12 protein-coding genes are annotated in these 14,865 nt (G+C 73.6%); 3 read left to right on the forward strand and 9 right to left on the reverse strand.

What is annotated here, in order from left to right; all coding sequences use genetic code 11:
- Nucleotides 1-33: 33 nt before the first annotated feature.
- The 4 genes from AC07D6_RS05930 to AC07D6_RS05945 form a co-directional block, all read right to left on the reverse strand.
- Nucleotides 34-657, reverse strand: coding sequence for a hypothetical protein (locus AC07D6_RS05930; protein ID WP_479042399.1), 624 nt, complete (start codon nucleotides 655-657; stop codon nucleotides 34-36).
- A gap of 108 nt (nucleotides 658-765) precedes the next feature.
- Nucleotides 766-1,305: an SRPBCC family protein gene (locus AC07D6_RS05935; RefSeq protein WP_479042401.1), complete on the reverse strand. Its 540-nt coding sequence runs from the start codon at nucleotides 1,303-1,305 to the stop codon at nucleotides 766-768.
- Between the two features lie 315 nt (nucleotides 1,306-1,620).
- Nucleotides 1,621-2,553, reverse strand: coding sequence for a M64 family metallopeptidase (locus AC07D6_RS05940; RefSeq protein ID WP_479042960.1), 933 nt, complete (start codon nucleotides 2,551-2,553; stop codon nucleotides 1,621-1,623).
- A gap of 2 nt (nucleotides 2,554-2,555) precedes the next feature.
- On the reverse strand, nucleotides 2,556-3,086 hold the full coding sequence (locus AC07D6_RS05945) for a hypothetical protein (protein WP_479042404.1): 531 nt from the start codon (nucleotides 3,084-3,086) through the stop codon (nucleotides 2,556-2,558).
- Between the two features lie 363 nt (nucleotides 3,087-3,449).
- On the opposite strand from AC07D6_RS05945, the gene AC07D6_RS05950 reads away from it, so the two are divergent.
- Nucleotides 3,450-3,719: a DUF1876 domain-containing protein gene (locus tag AC07D6_RS05950; RefSeq protein WP_315876675.1), complete on the forward strand. Its 270-nt coding sequence runs from the start codon at nucleotides 3,450-3,452 to the stop codon at nucleotides 3,717-3,719.
- 273 nt (nucleotides 3,720-3,992) lie between these two features.
- Here the strand turns inward: AC07D6_RS05950 and AC07D6_RS05955 are convergent, their stop codons facing one another.
- Nucleotides 3,993-4,736, reverse strand: coding sequence for a DUF4232 domain-containing protein (locus tag AC07D6_RS05955; RefSeq protein ID WP_479042406.1), 744 nt, complete (start codon nucleotides 4,734-4,736; stop codon nucleotides 3,993-3,995).
- Between the two features lie 310 nt (nucleotides 4,737-5,046).
- On the opposite strand from AC07D6_RS05955, the gene AC07D6_RS05960 reads away from it, so the two are divergent.
- On the forward strand, nucleotides 5,047-6,723 hold the full coding sequence (locus AC07D6_RS05960; RefSeq protein ID WP_479042408.1) for a helix-turn-helix domain-containing protein: 1,677 nt from the start codon (nucleotides 5,047-5,049) through the stop codon (nucleotides 6,721-6,723).
- A 194-nt stretch (nucleotides 6,724-6,917) separates the two neighbouring features.
- Here AC07D6_RS05960 and argS read toward each other — a convergent pair whose 3' ends face one another.
- Entirely contained in the window at nucleotides 6,918-8,705 is a 1,788-nt protein-coding gene (gene argS, locus AC07D6_RS05965) for an arginine--tRNA ligase (protein ID WP_479042409.1), read from the reverse strand.
- 249 nt (nucleotides 8,706-8,954) lie between these two features.
- On the opposite strand from argS, the gene lysS reads away from it, so the two are divergent.
- Complete coding sequence (lysS, locus tag AC07D6_RS05970) at nucleotides 8,955-10,709, forward strand: lysine--tRNA ligase (protein WP_315876679.1); 1,755 nt, start codon at nucleotides 8,955-8,957, stop codon at nucleotides 10,707-10,709.
- A gap of 592 nt (nucleotides 10,710-11,301) precedes the next feature.
- On the opposite strand, the gene AC07D6_RS05975 is transcribed toward lysS, so the two are convergent.
- From AC07D6_RS05975 to AC07D6_RS05985, 3 genes are all read right to left on the reverse strand, one after another.
- Entirely contained in the window at nucleotides 11,302-12,765 is a 1,464-nt protein-coding gene (locus tag AC07D6_RS05975; protein WP_479042412.1) for a DUF2637 domain-containing protein, read from the reverse strand.
- Nucleotides 12,766-12,888: 123 nt separating this feature from the next.
- Nucleotides 12,889-13,632, reverse strand: coding sequence for a DUF3558 family protein (locus AC07D6_RS05980; RefSeq protein WP_315876681.1), 744 nt, complete (start codon nucleotides 13,630-13,632; stop codon nucleotides 12,889-12,891).
- A gap of 182 nt (nucleotides 13,633-13,814) precedes the next feature.
- Nucleotides 13,815-14,762 (reverse strand): DUF3558 domain-containing protein, encoded by a 948-nt coding sequence (locus AC07D6_RS05985; RefSeq protein WP_479042415.1) that lies wholly within the window; start codon nucleotides 14,760-14,762, stop codon nucleotides 13,815-13,817.
- Nucleotides 14,763-14,865 lie beyond the last annotated feature (103 nt).

Here is a 14,865-nt window from a genome sequence, read left to right on the forward strand (position 1 = left end):
CGTGTCGGGCCCTGCCGCGGAGGAGGGGGTGGGTCAGAAGTCCCGTGCGGGCAGCTCTGCTAGGAGCTTGCCGGTGCGGTCGTACAGGGCCACGCCCGGGCCGCCGCCGGTCGACGGCGGCGTGTGCACGTACCAGGCGCCCCAGCCGGGCCTGCCGGGCAGCTCGACCAGGGACGCGGGGGTCCGCGTGCCGTCGGCGGCGACCAGCTCGATGCGGGCGGCCTTCTTGGTGCCGTAGTACACGCCGGAGTGGAAGACGCCGTCCTGGCCGCCCTCCGACTGGTGGCTGACGCCCGGCTGGGACAGGTCGAGGTTGCCGTCGACGACGCTGCGGAAGTTCTCGTACCCGTCCGGGCCCGCCCAGTGCTTGCCGTCGCGGGTCAGCCACAGCGTCCAGCCGCGGCCGGCGTCGACGCGCTCACCGGACCGGACGACGCGCACGTCCGACGCCGGGCGCCGCGCCTCCTGCCGCGGGGCGGGGACGGTGGCGGCGATGGTGGCGGCGGGGGCGGCGACGGAGGTGGCGGCGGGGACGGGGGCGGTGCGGGCGGTCGGCGCGGTGGTGTCCCGCGCTGTGGCGGCGTACGCCCCGGCCGGCACGCCCACCAGCATGGCGGCCACGGCGGCGACGGCCGCGTACTTCTTCGTCCGGGTCATGGGTGCGGATCTCCTCGGGAACTGCGGGTGGACTCGACGGAGGGGCGCCTCTCCACCCGTACAAACTCCCGGCGCGGCGGACCCGGATGACACCGCCGCGCGGAATTCTCAGCGGAGGTCCGGCCGCTCGGCCAGGGACCTGATGCCGTCGAGGGTGGCCGCCATGTTCGCGCGCAACTCCTCCAGGCGGGTCGCGACGATGGCCTCCTCGCGGTCCGGGGCGCGGTCGATCGCGAGGCTGACGCCGGAGCGGGCCGGGCCCAGGCGGGCGGAGTGGGACAGGAGGGTCGTGCCGCCGGGGGCGGGGGACAGGTCGAAGCGCCAGGTCGCCAGGGGGCGGCCGGGGTCGGGGGCGTCGTCGCCGAAGCGTCCGTCCGGGTCGGTGACGGCCCACGCGAAGGAGCGGTGCTCGACCAGTTCGACGATGTGGGAGTGGGTGCGCCAGGTGCCGACGAGGGGGTGGGAGTTGTGGCCCTCGAAACGGGCCCCGAGGGCGGGGGCGGCGGCGCCGTCGAGCCAGACGGCGCGCTGGAGTTCGGGGCTCAGGCGGGCGGGGAGGCCGATGTCCGTCACGAGGTCCCAGACGCGGGCGGGCGGTGCGGCGACGGGGGTCTCGGCGGTCGCGGTGGGGCCGTCTTCGTAGCGCATGCGGGGAGCGTAGGACGGGCCGCCGCACGGGGGGCCGCCTTCCCGGCGGAGGTGGTGGAGGTCACCCGCGACGGGTCGCCGCCGGTGCGCGGGCCGACTCCCGCTCGCGCTCCGGCGGTGGTGGCCGGGGGTGGACGGGGGCGGGGCCGGTGTGGGGCGGCGGGGCCGACGCGGGCTCGGCCGGTGTGGGGGCGGGAGTCGGCGCGGGTGCGGCCGGTGTGGGAGGGCGGGGTGCGGCCGGTGTGGGTCGGTGTGGGAGGGCGGGGTCGGAGGGCGGCGGCTCGGCCCCGTCAGACGGGTCGGACCCTCCTGTCGCTACCGGGCCGGAAGACCTCCGGGTGCCTCGGTGCCCTCGTGAACGCCCACCTGGCCGGCCGTGACCGGCAGGTAGGGCCGGAGGGTCTGGCGGATCCGCCGCTTGCAGACCGCGCAGAAGGGATGGCCCAAGGCCCGCATCATGCAGGTGAACTGGGGCCGGTAGGCGTCGCAGTGGTAGTAGTGGGCGCCCTCGAAGGCGCCGACCGTGGCGGCCGGGACCGGGCTCGGCCGGGGGTCGCACCGCGTGCAGTCCGGGTTGTCCGTCGTCGGCATGGCGGTGGACGAGGCGATCAGGTCCCGCCACTTGTTCGTCGCCCGGTTGGCGTTGACGGTGACGTTGGGCTGGGCGGGCTCGATGGCGGGGTGGTGGTTGCGGTCGGTGTCCACGCCGCAGCCGAGGTAGTACTCGTACTCGTCCGCCAGGCCGAAGGCCGTGTGCCCCATCTCGTGCAGGGCGATGTCGACGGCGCCCGACGCGAGGGAGTAGACCGCCACCGAACCGCCGGAGCCGCCGTACACGGTGGAGTTCACGACGACCATCACCATGCTCCACTGCGGAACCTGGTTGCCCGCGACCGTCAGCGCTGTGGTGTTGTTGACGACCAGCAACCGGCGGGCCCCGTTGTTGCAGAAGGACGCGTCGAAGTACGTCCGTGCCGTCGCCCCGGAGCCGCCGCACGCCGCGGGGTCGTCGGCGCCGTTGTCGGTCGAGCTGACGTCCACGCGGTACACGTTGACGGCGCGGAACAGCGAGTCGAAGGGCGGGGTGGTGCGGAGCCTGTTCACGAACGACTGGACGTCGTTGCCGAATTTGCCCAGCAGCGTGCGGGTGTAGCCGTCACCCATGATCACTAGGTTCCAGCGCTGTGCCGCCGGCCCGTTGTCAACGATCTTCGTGGTGCCGATGACGGTTCCGTCGGCGGTGGTCATCGTCACCGCCCCCTCTCGTCGGCGTCCGGGCCCTGGTCCGTGTCCGGGGCCCGGCCCGTGCTCGGGTCCCGGTTCGCGTCCGGGGCCTCGCCGGTGTCCGGTACGTCGTCCGTCCCCGGCCGCAGGGCGAACCGGGCCGTCTCGGACGCGGGGGCGGGCGCCGGACCGGCTCCGCGGTCGAGCGGACCGCTGAAGAGCGCGACATGGTCCGCAGCCTCGATGTCGGGCACCAGGATCGCGAAGGTCCCCCGGGGCGTCTCCACCGGGACCCTGGCGATCGACCGGTCGGGGTCCTCGGAGAAGACCTCGGCGTCGTACCGTACGGGATCGTGGAGGACGCGACGGTACAGGACGTTGTGCTCGGCGTCGCGGACTTCGACCCAGAAGCCCTGCGTCGCCCGCAGGTCCTCCCCCCGGTCGCCGGGCGGCGGAGTCGTCTCCAACCGCTGACGCGAGACGAGACGGATGTCCGGGCCCTCGTACTCGAAGATCAGCCGTACTGCGTGTGGGGAGTCGTTGTCAGCGGCCGTCACGGTCGTTCACCTTCTCCGTGCGGACGGGGACGCCTGTCTCGTCGGCGTCCCTGGTGGTGGGTCTTTTCAGTCTTTCACCGGGGTCCGTGGCCGCAACCACACGCGTGCTGCGGTGCTGCGGTGGTCCGGGCGTACCGGGGCGAACGGTCTCCTCGGTCTGGAGACCCGAGGACCCGGGCGAGCCCGGGGCGGGCCTGCGGGAACACGGGGGCGGGCGCTGTCCGGTGCCGGGATGCCGGTGGAGCGGCCCTACCAGCGGCGGCCCGCCCCCGTGGCGGGCGCGGGCCGGCTCGTCGGGGACGCGGAGGGGCGGAGTGCGGTGAGGCGGAGCACCCTGGAAGGGAGGTACTGGAGGTGTTCCGTATGCACACGCTAGTCGGATGGCACGTCGACATGGAGTTCCAGGAGGACGGCAACCGGACCAAGGCCGCCGCGCTCGTGCGGCTCGGGGACGGGACCGAGGTGCGGGGGCACGGGCAGGCACAGCGCCACCCGTCCGACTCCGGGCAGTTGCGGGTCGGCGAGGAGATCGCCGGCGCACGCGCGCTGATGGACATCGGCACGCAGCTGCTGCAGAAGGCCCACGTCGAGATCGACGAGGCGAAGGGGAAGCCGTCGCATCCGTTGATGTGAGGCCCGTCCCTGGTCCCGGAGCTGTCCCTGGTCCCGGAGCCGGGTCGGGTGCGTGCTCCGGGCCGGGGGCTGTGCCGATCTGGGACCCGAGCCGGGTGCGTGCTCCGGGCCGGGGCCTGTGCCGATCTGGAACCCGGGTCGGGTGCCTGCGCCGGGCTTGGTCTTGGCGTGGGTCGGGGCCCGGGCGCAGGCCCGAGGAGGCGGCGTCCCCTGACGCCGCCCCCTTGAGCGGTGAACGGTTGATCGACGAACCGTTGACCGGTGGATGGTCGATCAGTAGGTGAGGGCGTCGTCCATCGTGGCCTGCCAGTACGACACGGCCGCGTCGTCGGTCATGTAGGTGCTCGCCGGGAGCTTCACCACGGCGGGCGAGCCGACCGAGCCGGAGGCGTCGCGCGAGGCGAACAGGACGGCGAGCCGCTTGGCGACGCGGCCGTTGGCCTCCTCCGGCGCGCGCTCGCCGCTCAGCACGACCGAGGCGTAGGCGGACTCGCCGGGGGCGAGGGTGACGACGGCCTGCGGGCGGCTCCCCTCGATGAACGGCACGGCCGCCTGCGCGTCGTCGAAGCGGAGGAGCGGCGCGGCGTACACCAGGCACGTGCGGGAGCCCGTGTTGGTGGCGGTGAGCAGCAGGTGGTTGATCGGGCGGGCCGGCTGGACGGCGGTCACCCTGGTGTTGTCGCCGGTGCAGGTGGTGAAGGAGGCGGGGTCTCCGGCGCCGCCCTTCCCGGCGGGGGCCGCGGGCTTGGCCTTGTCGCCGCTGCCGCTGCTGTCCTTGCCGGTGCCGGTGCCGGTGCCGCTGCTGCCGCCCTTCGCTCCGGCGGGGGAGACGGAGCCCGCGGGGGCGGGGGCCTGGGCGGCCGGGCCGCTCGGCGCGGTGGAGGCGGCGGCGGCCGGGGCGGCGGAGGGGGCGGCGCCCGCGTCGGAGCCGTCGCCGTTCTGGCAGGCGGTGAGCGAGAGCGCGGCCAGGAGGGCGGTCGCGGCGGCGGCGGTGGTGCGGGTGCGGAAGGTGCGCATGATGGTTCGTACTCCCCGTTGGTGGTGCGGTCAGTGACGGTTGATCAGTGAGATGAGGATCGCCGTGCAGACGATCAGAACGCCGACGGCACAGGCGTCGACGAGGTCGAGGCGGTAGCGGGACCGCATCGGTGCTCCTGTCTCCGTGGTGCTGGACACACCGTGCCGGGCAGCGTGATCCCGGGGCAATCGACGCGGGACAATGAGGAACGCTGGAATGCTGGAACGTCTCTGACCTGCGGCTCCGTCAGGTGCCTGGAACGCGTTCCTGGAACGGTGCAGTGGAGGGGGAGGCTGGGTGGAGACCGGGATGGAAGGCTTCGCGGAGGCGCTGCGGGGGCTCAAGGAGCGCTCCGGGCTCAGTTACGGTGCGCTCGCCAAGCGGGCGCACATGAGCACGTCGACGCTGCACCGCTACTGCAACGGTGACGCCGTGCCGACGGAGTTCGCCCCCGTGGAGCGGCTCGCGCGGCTGTGCGGGGCGTCCCGCGACGAGATGGTGGCGCTGCACCGGCGCTGGATCGTCGCCGACGAGGCCCGGCGCCGCGGCCGTACTGCCCCGCCGGAGGCGCCGTCGAAGGCGTCGCCGGAGGCGCCGGCACCTGGACGGCCGGGGAGAGCCGCCGGTCCGGGAGGCGCACCGGTGGTGGAAGGGGAGGGAGCTGTTCCGGAGCCTTCCCCCGTGGGGGAGCGGCCGGGGGCGGCGGCGGAACCCGCGCGGGACGACTCCACGGCTGTACCTGCCGAGCCGGCCAGGCCGGCCAGGCCGGCCGAGCCTGCTGAACCGGCTGAACCGGCTGAGCCCGTCGAACCGGCCGAGCCCGCCGAGCCTGCTGAACCGGCCAGGCCCGCCGAACCCGCCAAGCCCGCCGAGCCGGCCGACTCGGCTGGTCCCGCCGGTCGGCCCCGTGCGGTGCCGTCCGCCGGCCCGGCCGGGCCCGGTGGGGCCCCGGCCGCAGGCTCCGACTCCGACTCCGACCCCGTGGCCGTCATCGTGCCCGGGCCCGCCCGGCGGCCCGGTGGCGTCCGGTCCCGGCGGCGGGTCCGCCTCGCCGCCGCGGCGGCCGTCGTCGCCCTGGCCGCCTCCGTCGCGCTCGCCGTGACGATGGACTCCCGCGCGCCGAAGGACACCATCGCCGTGGACGACGAGCAGCGCACCGCATCGGCCCCGCCCCTCGCCCCCACCGGCTCCGCCGGTCCGAGCGCCTCCGCGACGCCGTCATCATCCGGCCCGTCCGGCACTTCCAGCCCCTCCGTCACCGCGACTCCCGCCCCCACCACGGCCCCGGCCACCGCCGCGCCCGGGCCGTCCGGGGCCGCGTCCCCGCGCGGAGCCGCGCCGGAGCGGCGCGACGGCGGCGTACCGCTGACCGTCGACGTGCGCCCGTACGTCTGGCGCGACCCGTGCAGCCAGATGTACGTGCTGGACCGGCCGCCCGCCCAGGTCCCGCCGCCGCCCTCGGAGCAGGGCGCACGCGACTGGGTCACCCCGCTGGGCGGGGTGCCCGGCGGGGACATGCTGATGGAGCTGACCGTGCAGGCCGCGGGCGACGAGACGGTGGTGCTGCACGCGCTGCACGTACGGGTGGTGAAGAAGGACGCGCCGCTGCCCTGGAACGCGTACACGATGGGTGTGGGTTGCGGCGGTGAGATGAGGCCCATGAGCCTCGACGTCAACCTGGACGCGGCGAGCCCGCGCACCGTGCCCGTCGCGGGGCTGCAGGGCGACCGGGAGATCCCGGCGAGCGACTTCCCGTACAAGGTGTCCGCGGACGACCCCCAGATGCTGCGGGTCACGGCGCACACCGCCGGGCACTTCGTGCGCTGGTACCTGGAACTGGAATGGAGCAGCGGGGGGCGGCGGGGGACGCTGCTCATCAACGACCGCGGCCGGCCCTTCGCGACGAGCGCGACCACGGGGCGCCCCACCTTCGACCACCCGCTGGGCGGCAACGGGTGGATCCCGCACGCGACGGGAGAGGGCTGACGGGCGACCTGCCCCGGGCTGATGAGCGGCTTGCCCTGGACTGACGGGCGACCTGTCCCGGGCTGACGGGCGGCCTGCCCCCGGATTGACGGGCGGCCCGTCCGGTCGCCGTGCCGCGCGGGCGCGGCGACCGGAGGCGGGCGTCAGAGGCGCTCGGGCGTCAGAGGCGCTCGGGCGTCAAAGGCGCTCGGGTGTCAGAGGCGCTCGGGCGTCCGGATGCCGAGCAGCGCCATGCCCTGGCGGAGCGTGCGCGCGGTCAGGTCGCACAGGAACAGGCGGTTCTCCACCTGCTCCGGCGTCGGCGCCTTGAGGACCGGGCACTCCGCGTAGAACGTCGTGTACAGCGATGCCAACTGGTACAGGTACGCGGCCAGCTTGTGCGGCTCGTACGACGCGGCCACCTCGGTGAGCGTCTCCCCGAACCGGTCCAGGTGCAGGCCCAGCGCGCGCTCCGCCGGGGCCAGCTCCAGCTCCGGGTGGGCGACCGGCTTCGCGTCGCCGGACTTGCGGACGATCGACCGGATACGCGCGTACGCGTACTGGAGGTAGACCGACGTGTCGCCGTTCAGCGACACCATCTGGTCCAGGTCGAACTTGTAGTCGCGGGACGCGGACGTCGACAGGTCCGCGTACTTGATCGCGCCGATGCCGACCTGGGCGCCGCGCTCGGCGATCTCCTCCTCGGTGAGGCGCTCGGCCTCGGGCAGGCTCTCGGACTTCTCCCGGACGACCGCCGAGGCGCGCTCGATCGCCTCGTCCAGCAGGTCCACGAGCCGGACCGTCTCGCCCTCACGGGTCTTGAACGGCTTGCCGTCCTTGCCGAGGACCGTGCCGAACGCCAACTGGACGGCCTTCACGTCGTCGCCCAGCCAGCCCGCCCGGCGCGCCGTCTCGAAGACCATCTTGAAGTGCAGCGACTGCCGCGCGTCCACCACGTACAGCAGCGTGTTCGCGCCCAGGTTCTGCACGCGGTCGCGGATCGCGGACAGGTCCGTCGCCGCGTAGCCGTAGCCGCCGTTCGACTTGCGGACGATCAGCGGGACCGGCTTGCCGTCCGGGCCCTTCACGTCGTCGAAGAACACGCACAGCGCGCCCTCCGAGCGGACCGCGACGCCCGACTCCTCCAGGAGGCGGCACGTCTCGTCCAGCATGTCGTTGTAACCGGACTCGCCGACCACGTCCGGGTCGTGGATCTCCATGTCCAGCTTGTTGAAGACCGAGTAGAAGTAGATCTTCGACTCGTCGACGAAGCGCTGCCACAGCCGCATCGTCTCCGGGTCGCCGGACTGCAGCAGGACCACCCGGTCGCGGGACCGCGCCTTGAACTCCTCGTCGGAGTCGAACAGCGCGCGCGACGCCTTGTACAGCCGGTTCAGGTTCGACATGGCCTCCTCGCCGGAGGTCTGCGTGTCGTCCGTGTCCGCCTTGTGGTCCAGCTCGTGAGGATGCTCGATCAGGTACTGGATGAGCATGCCGAACTGGGTGCCCCAGTCGCCGATGTGGTGGCGCCGGATCACCTTCTCGCCCGCGAACTCCAGGATCTGCACCATCGCGTCCCCGATGACGGCGGACCGCAGGTGGCCGACGTGCATCTCCTTCGCCACGTTCGGCTGGGCGTAGTCGATGACCGTCGTGCCCGGCTCCTCCGCGTACGGCACGCCGAGGCGGTCGTCGGCGGCGCGGGCCGCCAGCGTGTCGACGATCGCCCGGTCGCTGACCGTGACGTTGAGGAAACCGGGGCCGGAGACCTCGACCTCCTTCAGCACGTCGTCCGCCGAGAGCGCCCCGACGACCTTCGTCGCCAGCTCGCGCGGGTTGCCCTTGAGCTTCTTCGCGAGCGCCAGGATGCCGTTGGCCTGGAAGTCGGCCCGGTCGCTTCGTCGCAGCAGCGGGTCGGCGGCACCGGCCTCCGGCAGGGCTGCCGAGAGGGCGTCCGCGAGGCGCTGCTGCACGGTCGAAGCGAGAGAAGGGACCGAGGCCATGAGCTTCCGTTCCTGTTTCGGGGTCTGTGGTTTCCGGGCTGTGCCGGTGTCGTGCTATTCCGGTTGTCAAGTGTCCCATGGCCGAGCAACCTCTTTCCCACGGCTTCCCCGCCCTGTGGACAACCGGCGGACCACGGACGATCCCGCCTGTGGACAACCTCCGGTCCGGTCGTCCCGTCTGGGAGAATGGCCGAGGGGCGACGCCGCCCCGGGACCAGCCCTTCGAAACCCGCATAGAACACCAAGGACGTGCCGATCGTGGCTCAGAGCAGCACCGAGACCGACTGGGTCTCCCGTTTCGCGGACGAGGTCATCGCCGAGTCGGAGCGACGTGCGCCTGGCAAACCGGTCGTCGTCGCCTCCGGTCTCTCTCCGTCCGGCCCCATCCACCTCGGCAACCTCCGCGAGGTCATGACCCCGCACCTGGTGGCCGACGAGATCCGCCGCCGCGGGCACGAGGTCCGGCACCTGATCTCCTGGGACGACTACGACCGCTACCGCAAGGTCCCGGCCGGCGTCCCCGGCGTCGACGACTCCTGGGCCGAGCACATCGGCAAGCCCCTGACGTCCGTCCCGGCCCCGGCCGGCTCCCCGCACGCGAACTGGGCGGAGCACTTCAAGGCCGCCATGGTCGCGTCGCTCGCCGAGCTGGGCGTCGAGTTCGACGGCATCAGCCAGACGGAGCAGTACACGGGCGGTGCCTACCGCGCGCAGATCCTGCACGCGATGAGGCACCGCGCCCAGATCGACGCGATCCTCGACCGGTACCGGACGAAGGACAAGACCACCGGCCAGCCCAAGGCCAAGGTGCAGCAGAAGCAGCAGAAGCCGGTCGACGAGGCCGAGCTGGAGGCCGCCGAGGGCTCCGGCGCGGCCAGCGAGGACGACGGCTCGGGCGGCGCCGGCGGCTACTACCCGTACAAGCCGTACTGCGGGCGCTGCGAGCGCGACCTGACGACCGTCACGGCGTACGACGACGAGACGACCGAGATGGCGTACACCTGCGTCTGCGGCTTCTCCGAGACGGTGCTGCTGAACGAGTTCGACCGCGGCAAGCTGGTCTGGAAGGTCGACTGGCCGATGCGCTGGGCGTACGAGGGCGTGATCTTCGAGCCCAGCGGCGTCGACCACTCGTCGCCCGGCTCGTCCTTCGTCGTCGGCGGGCAGATCGTCCGCGAGGTCTTCGACGGCGTCCAGCCGATCGGCCCGATGTACGCCTTCGTCGGCATCTCCGGCATGGCGAAGATGTCGTCCTCCAAGGGCGGCGTGCCGACGCCGGCGGACGCGCTGAAGATCATGGAGGCGCCGCTGCTGCGCTGGCTGTACGCGCGCCGCAGGCCCAACCAGTCCTTCAAGATCGCCTTCGACCAGGAGATCCAGCGGCTCTACGACGAGTGGGACAAGCTGGAGGCCAAGGTCGCGGACGGCACGGCGCTGCCGGCCGACGCCGCCGCGCACTCGCGGGCCGTCCGCACGGCCGCCGGCGAGCTGCCGCGCACGCCGCGCCCGCTGCCGTACCGGACGCTCGCCTCGGTCGTGGACGTCACCGCCGGACACGACGAGCAGACCCTGCGCATCCTCAGCGAGCTGGACCCGGCGAACCCGCTGACGTCGCTGGACGAGGCGCGGCCGCGGCTGGACCGCGCGGAGAACTGGATCACCACGCAGGTCCCGGCCGAGGCCCGCACCATCGTGCGCGACGAGCCCGACACGGAGCTGCTGGGCTCCCTCGACGACGAGGGCCGCGAGTCGCTGCGGCTCCTCCTGGAGGGCCTGGACAGCCACTGGTCGCTGGACGGCCTGACGACGCTCGTCTACGGCGTCCCGAAGGTCATGGCCGGTCTGGAGCCGGAGGCGAAGCCGACGCCGGAGCTGAAGGTGGCCCAGCGCGACTTCTTCGCCCTCCTGTACCGCCTCCTCGTCAGCCGGGACACGGGCCCCCGCCTCCCGACGCTGCTCCTGGCGGTCGGCGCGGACCGCGTCCGCAAGCTGCTGGGCGCGTGACACGAGGGGCGGCGCGCCCCGGATGACGGACGAGGGGCCCCACCCGTTGCGGGTGGGGCCCCTCGTCCGTTGTTCGTCGTCTGTCGTCTGTCGTCTGTCGTCTGTCGTCCGTGGCCCGTGGTCGCGCCGTTCGTTGCCCGCCGTCGCGTCGTTCGGGCGAGGCGGGGTTGCGGTCCGCGTACGGCGGGGTGATGGGATGGGCGCGGGAGCCTCGCGGCACGAGGGAACCCACGGCGGCACTGGATGGTTCGTGGGGGTGCGGAGGGCGCTGGGCATCGCCGGGCGGGAGTTCGGGGAGCGGGTGCGGGGCTGCGCTCCCCGGGCGAGGGAGCCACGCCCCTGTACGGCGCCGTCGCCGGGGGCGGCTGGGGTGACGGGTCGGTCGCTCTGGGGCGGCCGTTGCCGGGACGTCGTCGCCAGAGCCGCTGTCGTCGGGGTGGCTGCTGCCGGGTTGGCTGGTGTCGGGACTGCCGTCGTCGGGGTGGCTGCTGCCGGGTTGGTCGTCATCGGGGCTGCCGTCGTCGGGGTGGTCGTCGCCGTCTGCCGGGGGCGGCCGGGCGCCGCGGCCCGTTGATCCGGGCCGGGCGGCCGGTCAGGCGATGTGCTCGGCTTCCAACTCGGCCTGGTACCGGGTGATGAAGTCCGGGAGCAGCCTGCGGAGCAGGGGCACGGCGCGGGGGTGCTGGAGGCCGTACGCCTCCGAGAGGAGGAGGGCGAGGGTGTCGGCGCTCGGCGGGTTGTCGTTCTCCCCGACGTACTCCTGGAACGCCCCGTACGCCGCGCGGACGTACTCGTCCTCCTCCGCCTCCGGGACGCGGGCGGACGCCTCGGCGTTCGCCGCCGGGTCGTACGAACCGGCGTAGGCGGTGTCCTGGGGGAGCTTGGGCGCGGAGAACCAGGGGCTGACGTGGTTGGCCGGGACGGCGTGCGACTCCGGCTGGGGCGCGGGCTGCGGGTGGGACTCCGGCTGAGGCTCCGGTGCGGGCTGCGGCTGGGGAGCCGGCTGCGGTTCCGGCTGGCGTGCGGGCTGCGGCTGGGGCTCCGACGCGGGCTGCGGGTGGGGGGCCGGGGCCGGGTGCGACTGCGGGTGGGCCTGCTGGTGCTGGTCCGGGGCTCGGTGCTGGGCCGGGGGCTGGGCCTGCTCCTGAGCGTGGGCCGGTGCCGGTGCCGGGGCTTGAGCTGGAGGCTGGGTCCGGTCCTGGCCGGGTGCCTGGGGCCGGGCGGGCACGGACTGCGGTGCCCGGACCTGCGGTTCCGGCTGCACGGGCGCCACGGGCCGGGGCCCGGAGGGCTCCGCCTGGGGGAGTTCCGCCACCGGGGCGGCCACCAGCGGCGCGGGTGCCTGGTGGGCCGCCGGGTTCGGGGGCAGCAGCACCGGTTCGATGCCCGCCGCCGCCAGGCCCGCCGGGGCGGTCTCCGCGAGCGGTACGCCGTACTTCGCGAGGCGCAGCGGCATCAGCGCCTCCACCGGCGCCTTGCGCCGCCACCCGCGACCGAACCGGGCCTGGAGGCGCGCCTGGTAGATCAGCCGGTCCTGCTCCAGCTTGATCACCTGCTCGTACGACCGCAGCTCCCACAGCTTCATCCGCCGCCACAGCCGGAACGTCGGCACGGGCGACAGCAGCCACCGGGTGAGCCGTACGCCCTCCATGTGCTTGTCGGCCGTGATGTCCGCGATCCGGCCCACCGCGTGCCGGGCCGCTTCGACGGCCACGACGAACAGCATCGGGATGACGGCGTGCATCCCCACACCGAGCGGATCCGGCCATGCGGCGGCGCCGTTGAAGGCGATCGTCGCGGCGGTCAGCAACCATGCCGTCTGGCGCAGCAGCGGGAAGGGGATCCGGAGCCAGGTCAGCAGCAGGTCCAGGGCCAGCAGCACGCAGATGCCCGCGTCGATGCCGATCGGGAAGACCAGGGAGAAGTCGCCAAAACCTTTGTTCTCCGCGAGTTCCCGCACTGCCGCGTACGAGCCCGCGAAGCCGATCGCAGCGATGATCACGGCGCCGGCGACGACGACACCGATCAGAACGCGGTGCATCCGTGTCAGTTGCATCGCGGCCACCCGCGGTTCCCTCCCCTGGTTCGCATGCGCTTTCGCGGGCACAGCCTGGCACACGCGTACGGGACCCGGCCGCCCGGGGGAGGCCGGATCCCGTCGTTCTGCCGCTGTCGGGCGTTATTTGTTGGCGGCGGCCACGGCGGCGACGGCGTCCTTGACGGCCTTCACCGTGCCCTCCATCACGTCGCCCGCGGCCGGGGCCTTGGCGCCCGCGTAGCCGGTGCCGTTGTAGGAGACGGTGATCAGCACGTTCTCCGTGCGGACCACGATCACGCCGTAGCGGAAGGTCTCATCGGTCTTCTTCAGGGAGTAGCTGACGGCGCGGGCCTGGTCCCCGACGCCCGGCACGGGCGACGTCCGCACGTCGATGGCGCCCTCAGTCGCCTTCGCCTCGTCGACCTTGCCCGAGTACTTCTCCTGGGCGCGCTCCTCGCCGCTGCCGAGCGTCGGATCGGAGTCGAAGCGCAGCAGCGAGACGTCCAGCCAGCGGTAGTCGGAGCCCTTGACGCCCCTGTCCTTCAGGCCGTTCCACGAGCAGTTCCCGCGGTTGTTCAGGTCGGAGGACCTGCCGGGCGTGCCGGACTTCTTCTTCACTGCCGGTACGAGGTCCTCGACCGTCTTCGCGGTGATGGCCTTGCACGCGTCCGGCAGCTTGGCGAACTTCGCCGGGGCGACGCTCGGCGAGGGCGCCGCCGACGTGGTGGGCGCCGCCGGAGAGCCGGACGCCGCGGACGCGGAGGGCGACGCGGACGCGGACGCGCCGGAGCCGGAGTCGTCCGACGAGCAGCCGGCGGCGACGAGCATCACCGGGACGGCGGCGCAGGCGAGTATGCGGGTGAGACGCGGGGCTGATCGGTGCATGGTTCCTTCAGTCGCTCTGTCGCTTGTCGTACGAGTCGCTCGTACCGGCCCGCCATGCGGTCCGGTCGTACGGTCCGGGCGATCCGGCCCGGCCACGGTAGCCCGTCCGGGCGCCCCGCCGGGGGCCGTCGGCGCACCCCGGCACGCGCCGGGGCGCGGTGCGCCGGCGCCCGGGGCGCGGCTCACTCCTCGAACCGCTCGGCCAGACGGTGTGCCAGTTGCCACGCCTTCTCCTGCAGTTCCTCACTGTCCGGAACCTCCCCGACACGCGTGGGCTGGGCCGCGTACCGCACGGTCACGATCACGTTCGATGTGCGGAACACCACGCTGACGACGCGCTGCTGGGTGGCCGAACCGGCCGGGGCGAGGGTGTCGTCGAGGAACGCCGCGTCACCCAGGTCGGTCAGCGTCCGGGACTCCAGGCCCTCGGGGGGCGCGGAGGCCGTGGGGGAGGGCGCGCCGGGGGGAACGGTCTGCGGCTGCCGTCCGGCGACGGCGGGGGCGAGGGCGGTGCCCGGGGCGGTGGCGGAGGTGGTGCCGGGGGCGGTGGGACTGCCGGTCGGCCCGGCGGTCGGCTTGGTGGTCGGTCCGGTGGTGGGCCCGGTGGTGGGCCCGGCGGTCCCGGGCGCGGGGCTGGTGGCCGTGCCGGTGCCCGGGTCCGTGGCGGGGGGCGAGGCGGGGGTCAGGCCGGCGGCGGACTCCTTGGTCGTGTACACCTCCTGCGCCCGCGTCTCGTCGCTGACGGACGGGTCGTAAGAGACCACGCGCTCGAAGTCGAGGGTGAGGTGGTGGATGGCGTCCGGGCCGTCCGCCTTCCAGGTGCAGCCGACGCGGCGGTCCGTGTCGTACGTGACGGCGGCCGTCCCGCGCAGGACGCGGTCGCGTTGCTCGGCCGGCAGGGCGGTGACGGCGGGGAGCATGTCCTGCAGGGTGGCGTGGGGGACGGAACCGCACGGTTCGAAGAGGGTGCGGTAGCGGCCGGGCTGGGCGATGGGCCCGGCGGCGGTGCCCGCCTTGGCGTCGATGCCGGAACCACTCGTTCCGGATCCGGAACTGCATCCTGCGAGGGCGGTGGCGCTGAGTGCCGCGAGGAGCGCGGCCAGACCGGATGCGTACGCCCTTCGCTGCACGGTCCCGGGCTCCCTTCCCTGCGGTCACGGTGAAAACAGCTTGCCGGTGGTTGGCGGCCGGTGAACACAATGTGTATCGCACGCGCGCCGTTGCTGCCGGTCT

This window comes from Streptomyces sp. NPDC045287 (genome assembly GCF_056432325.1).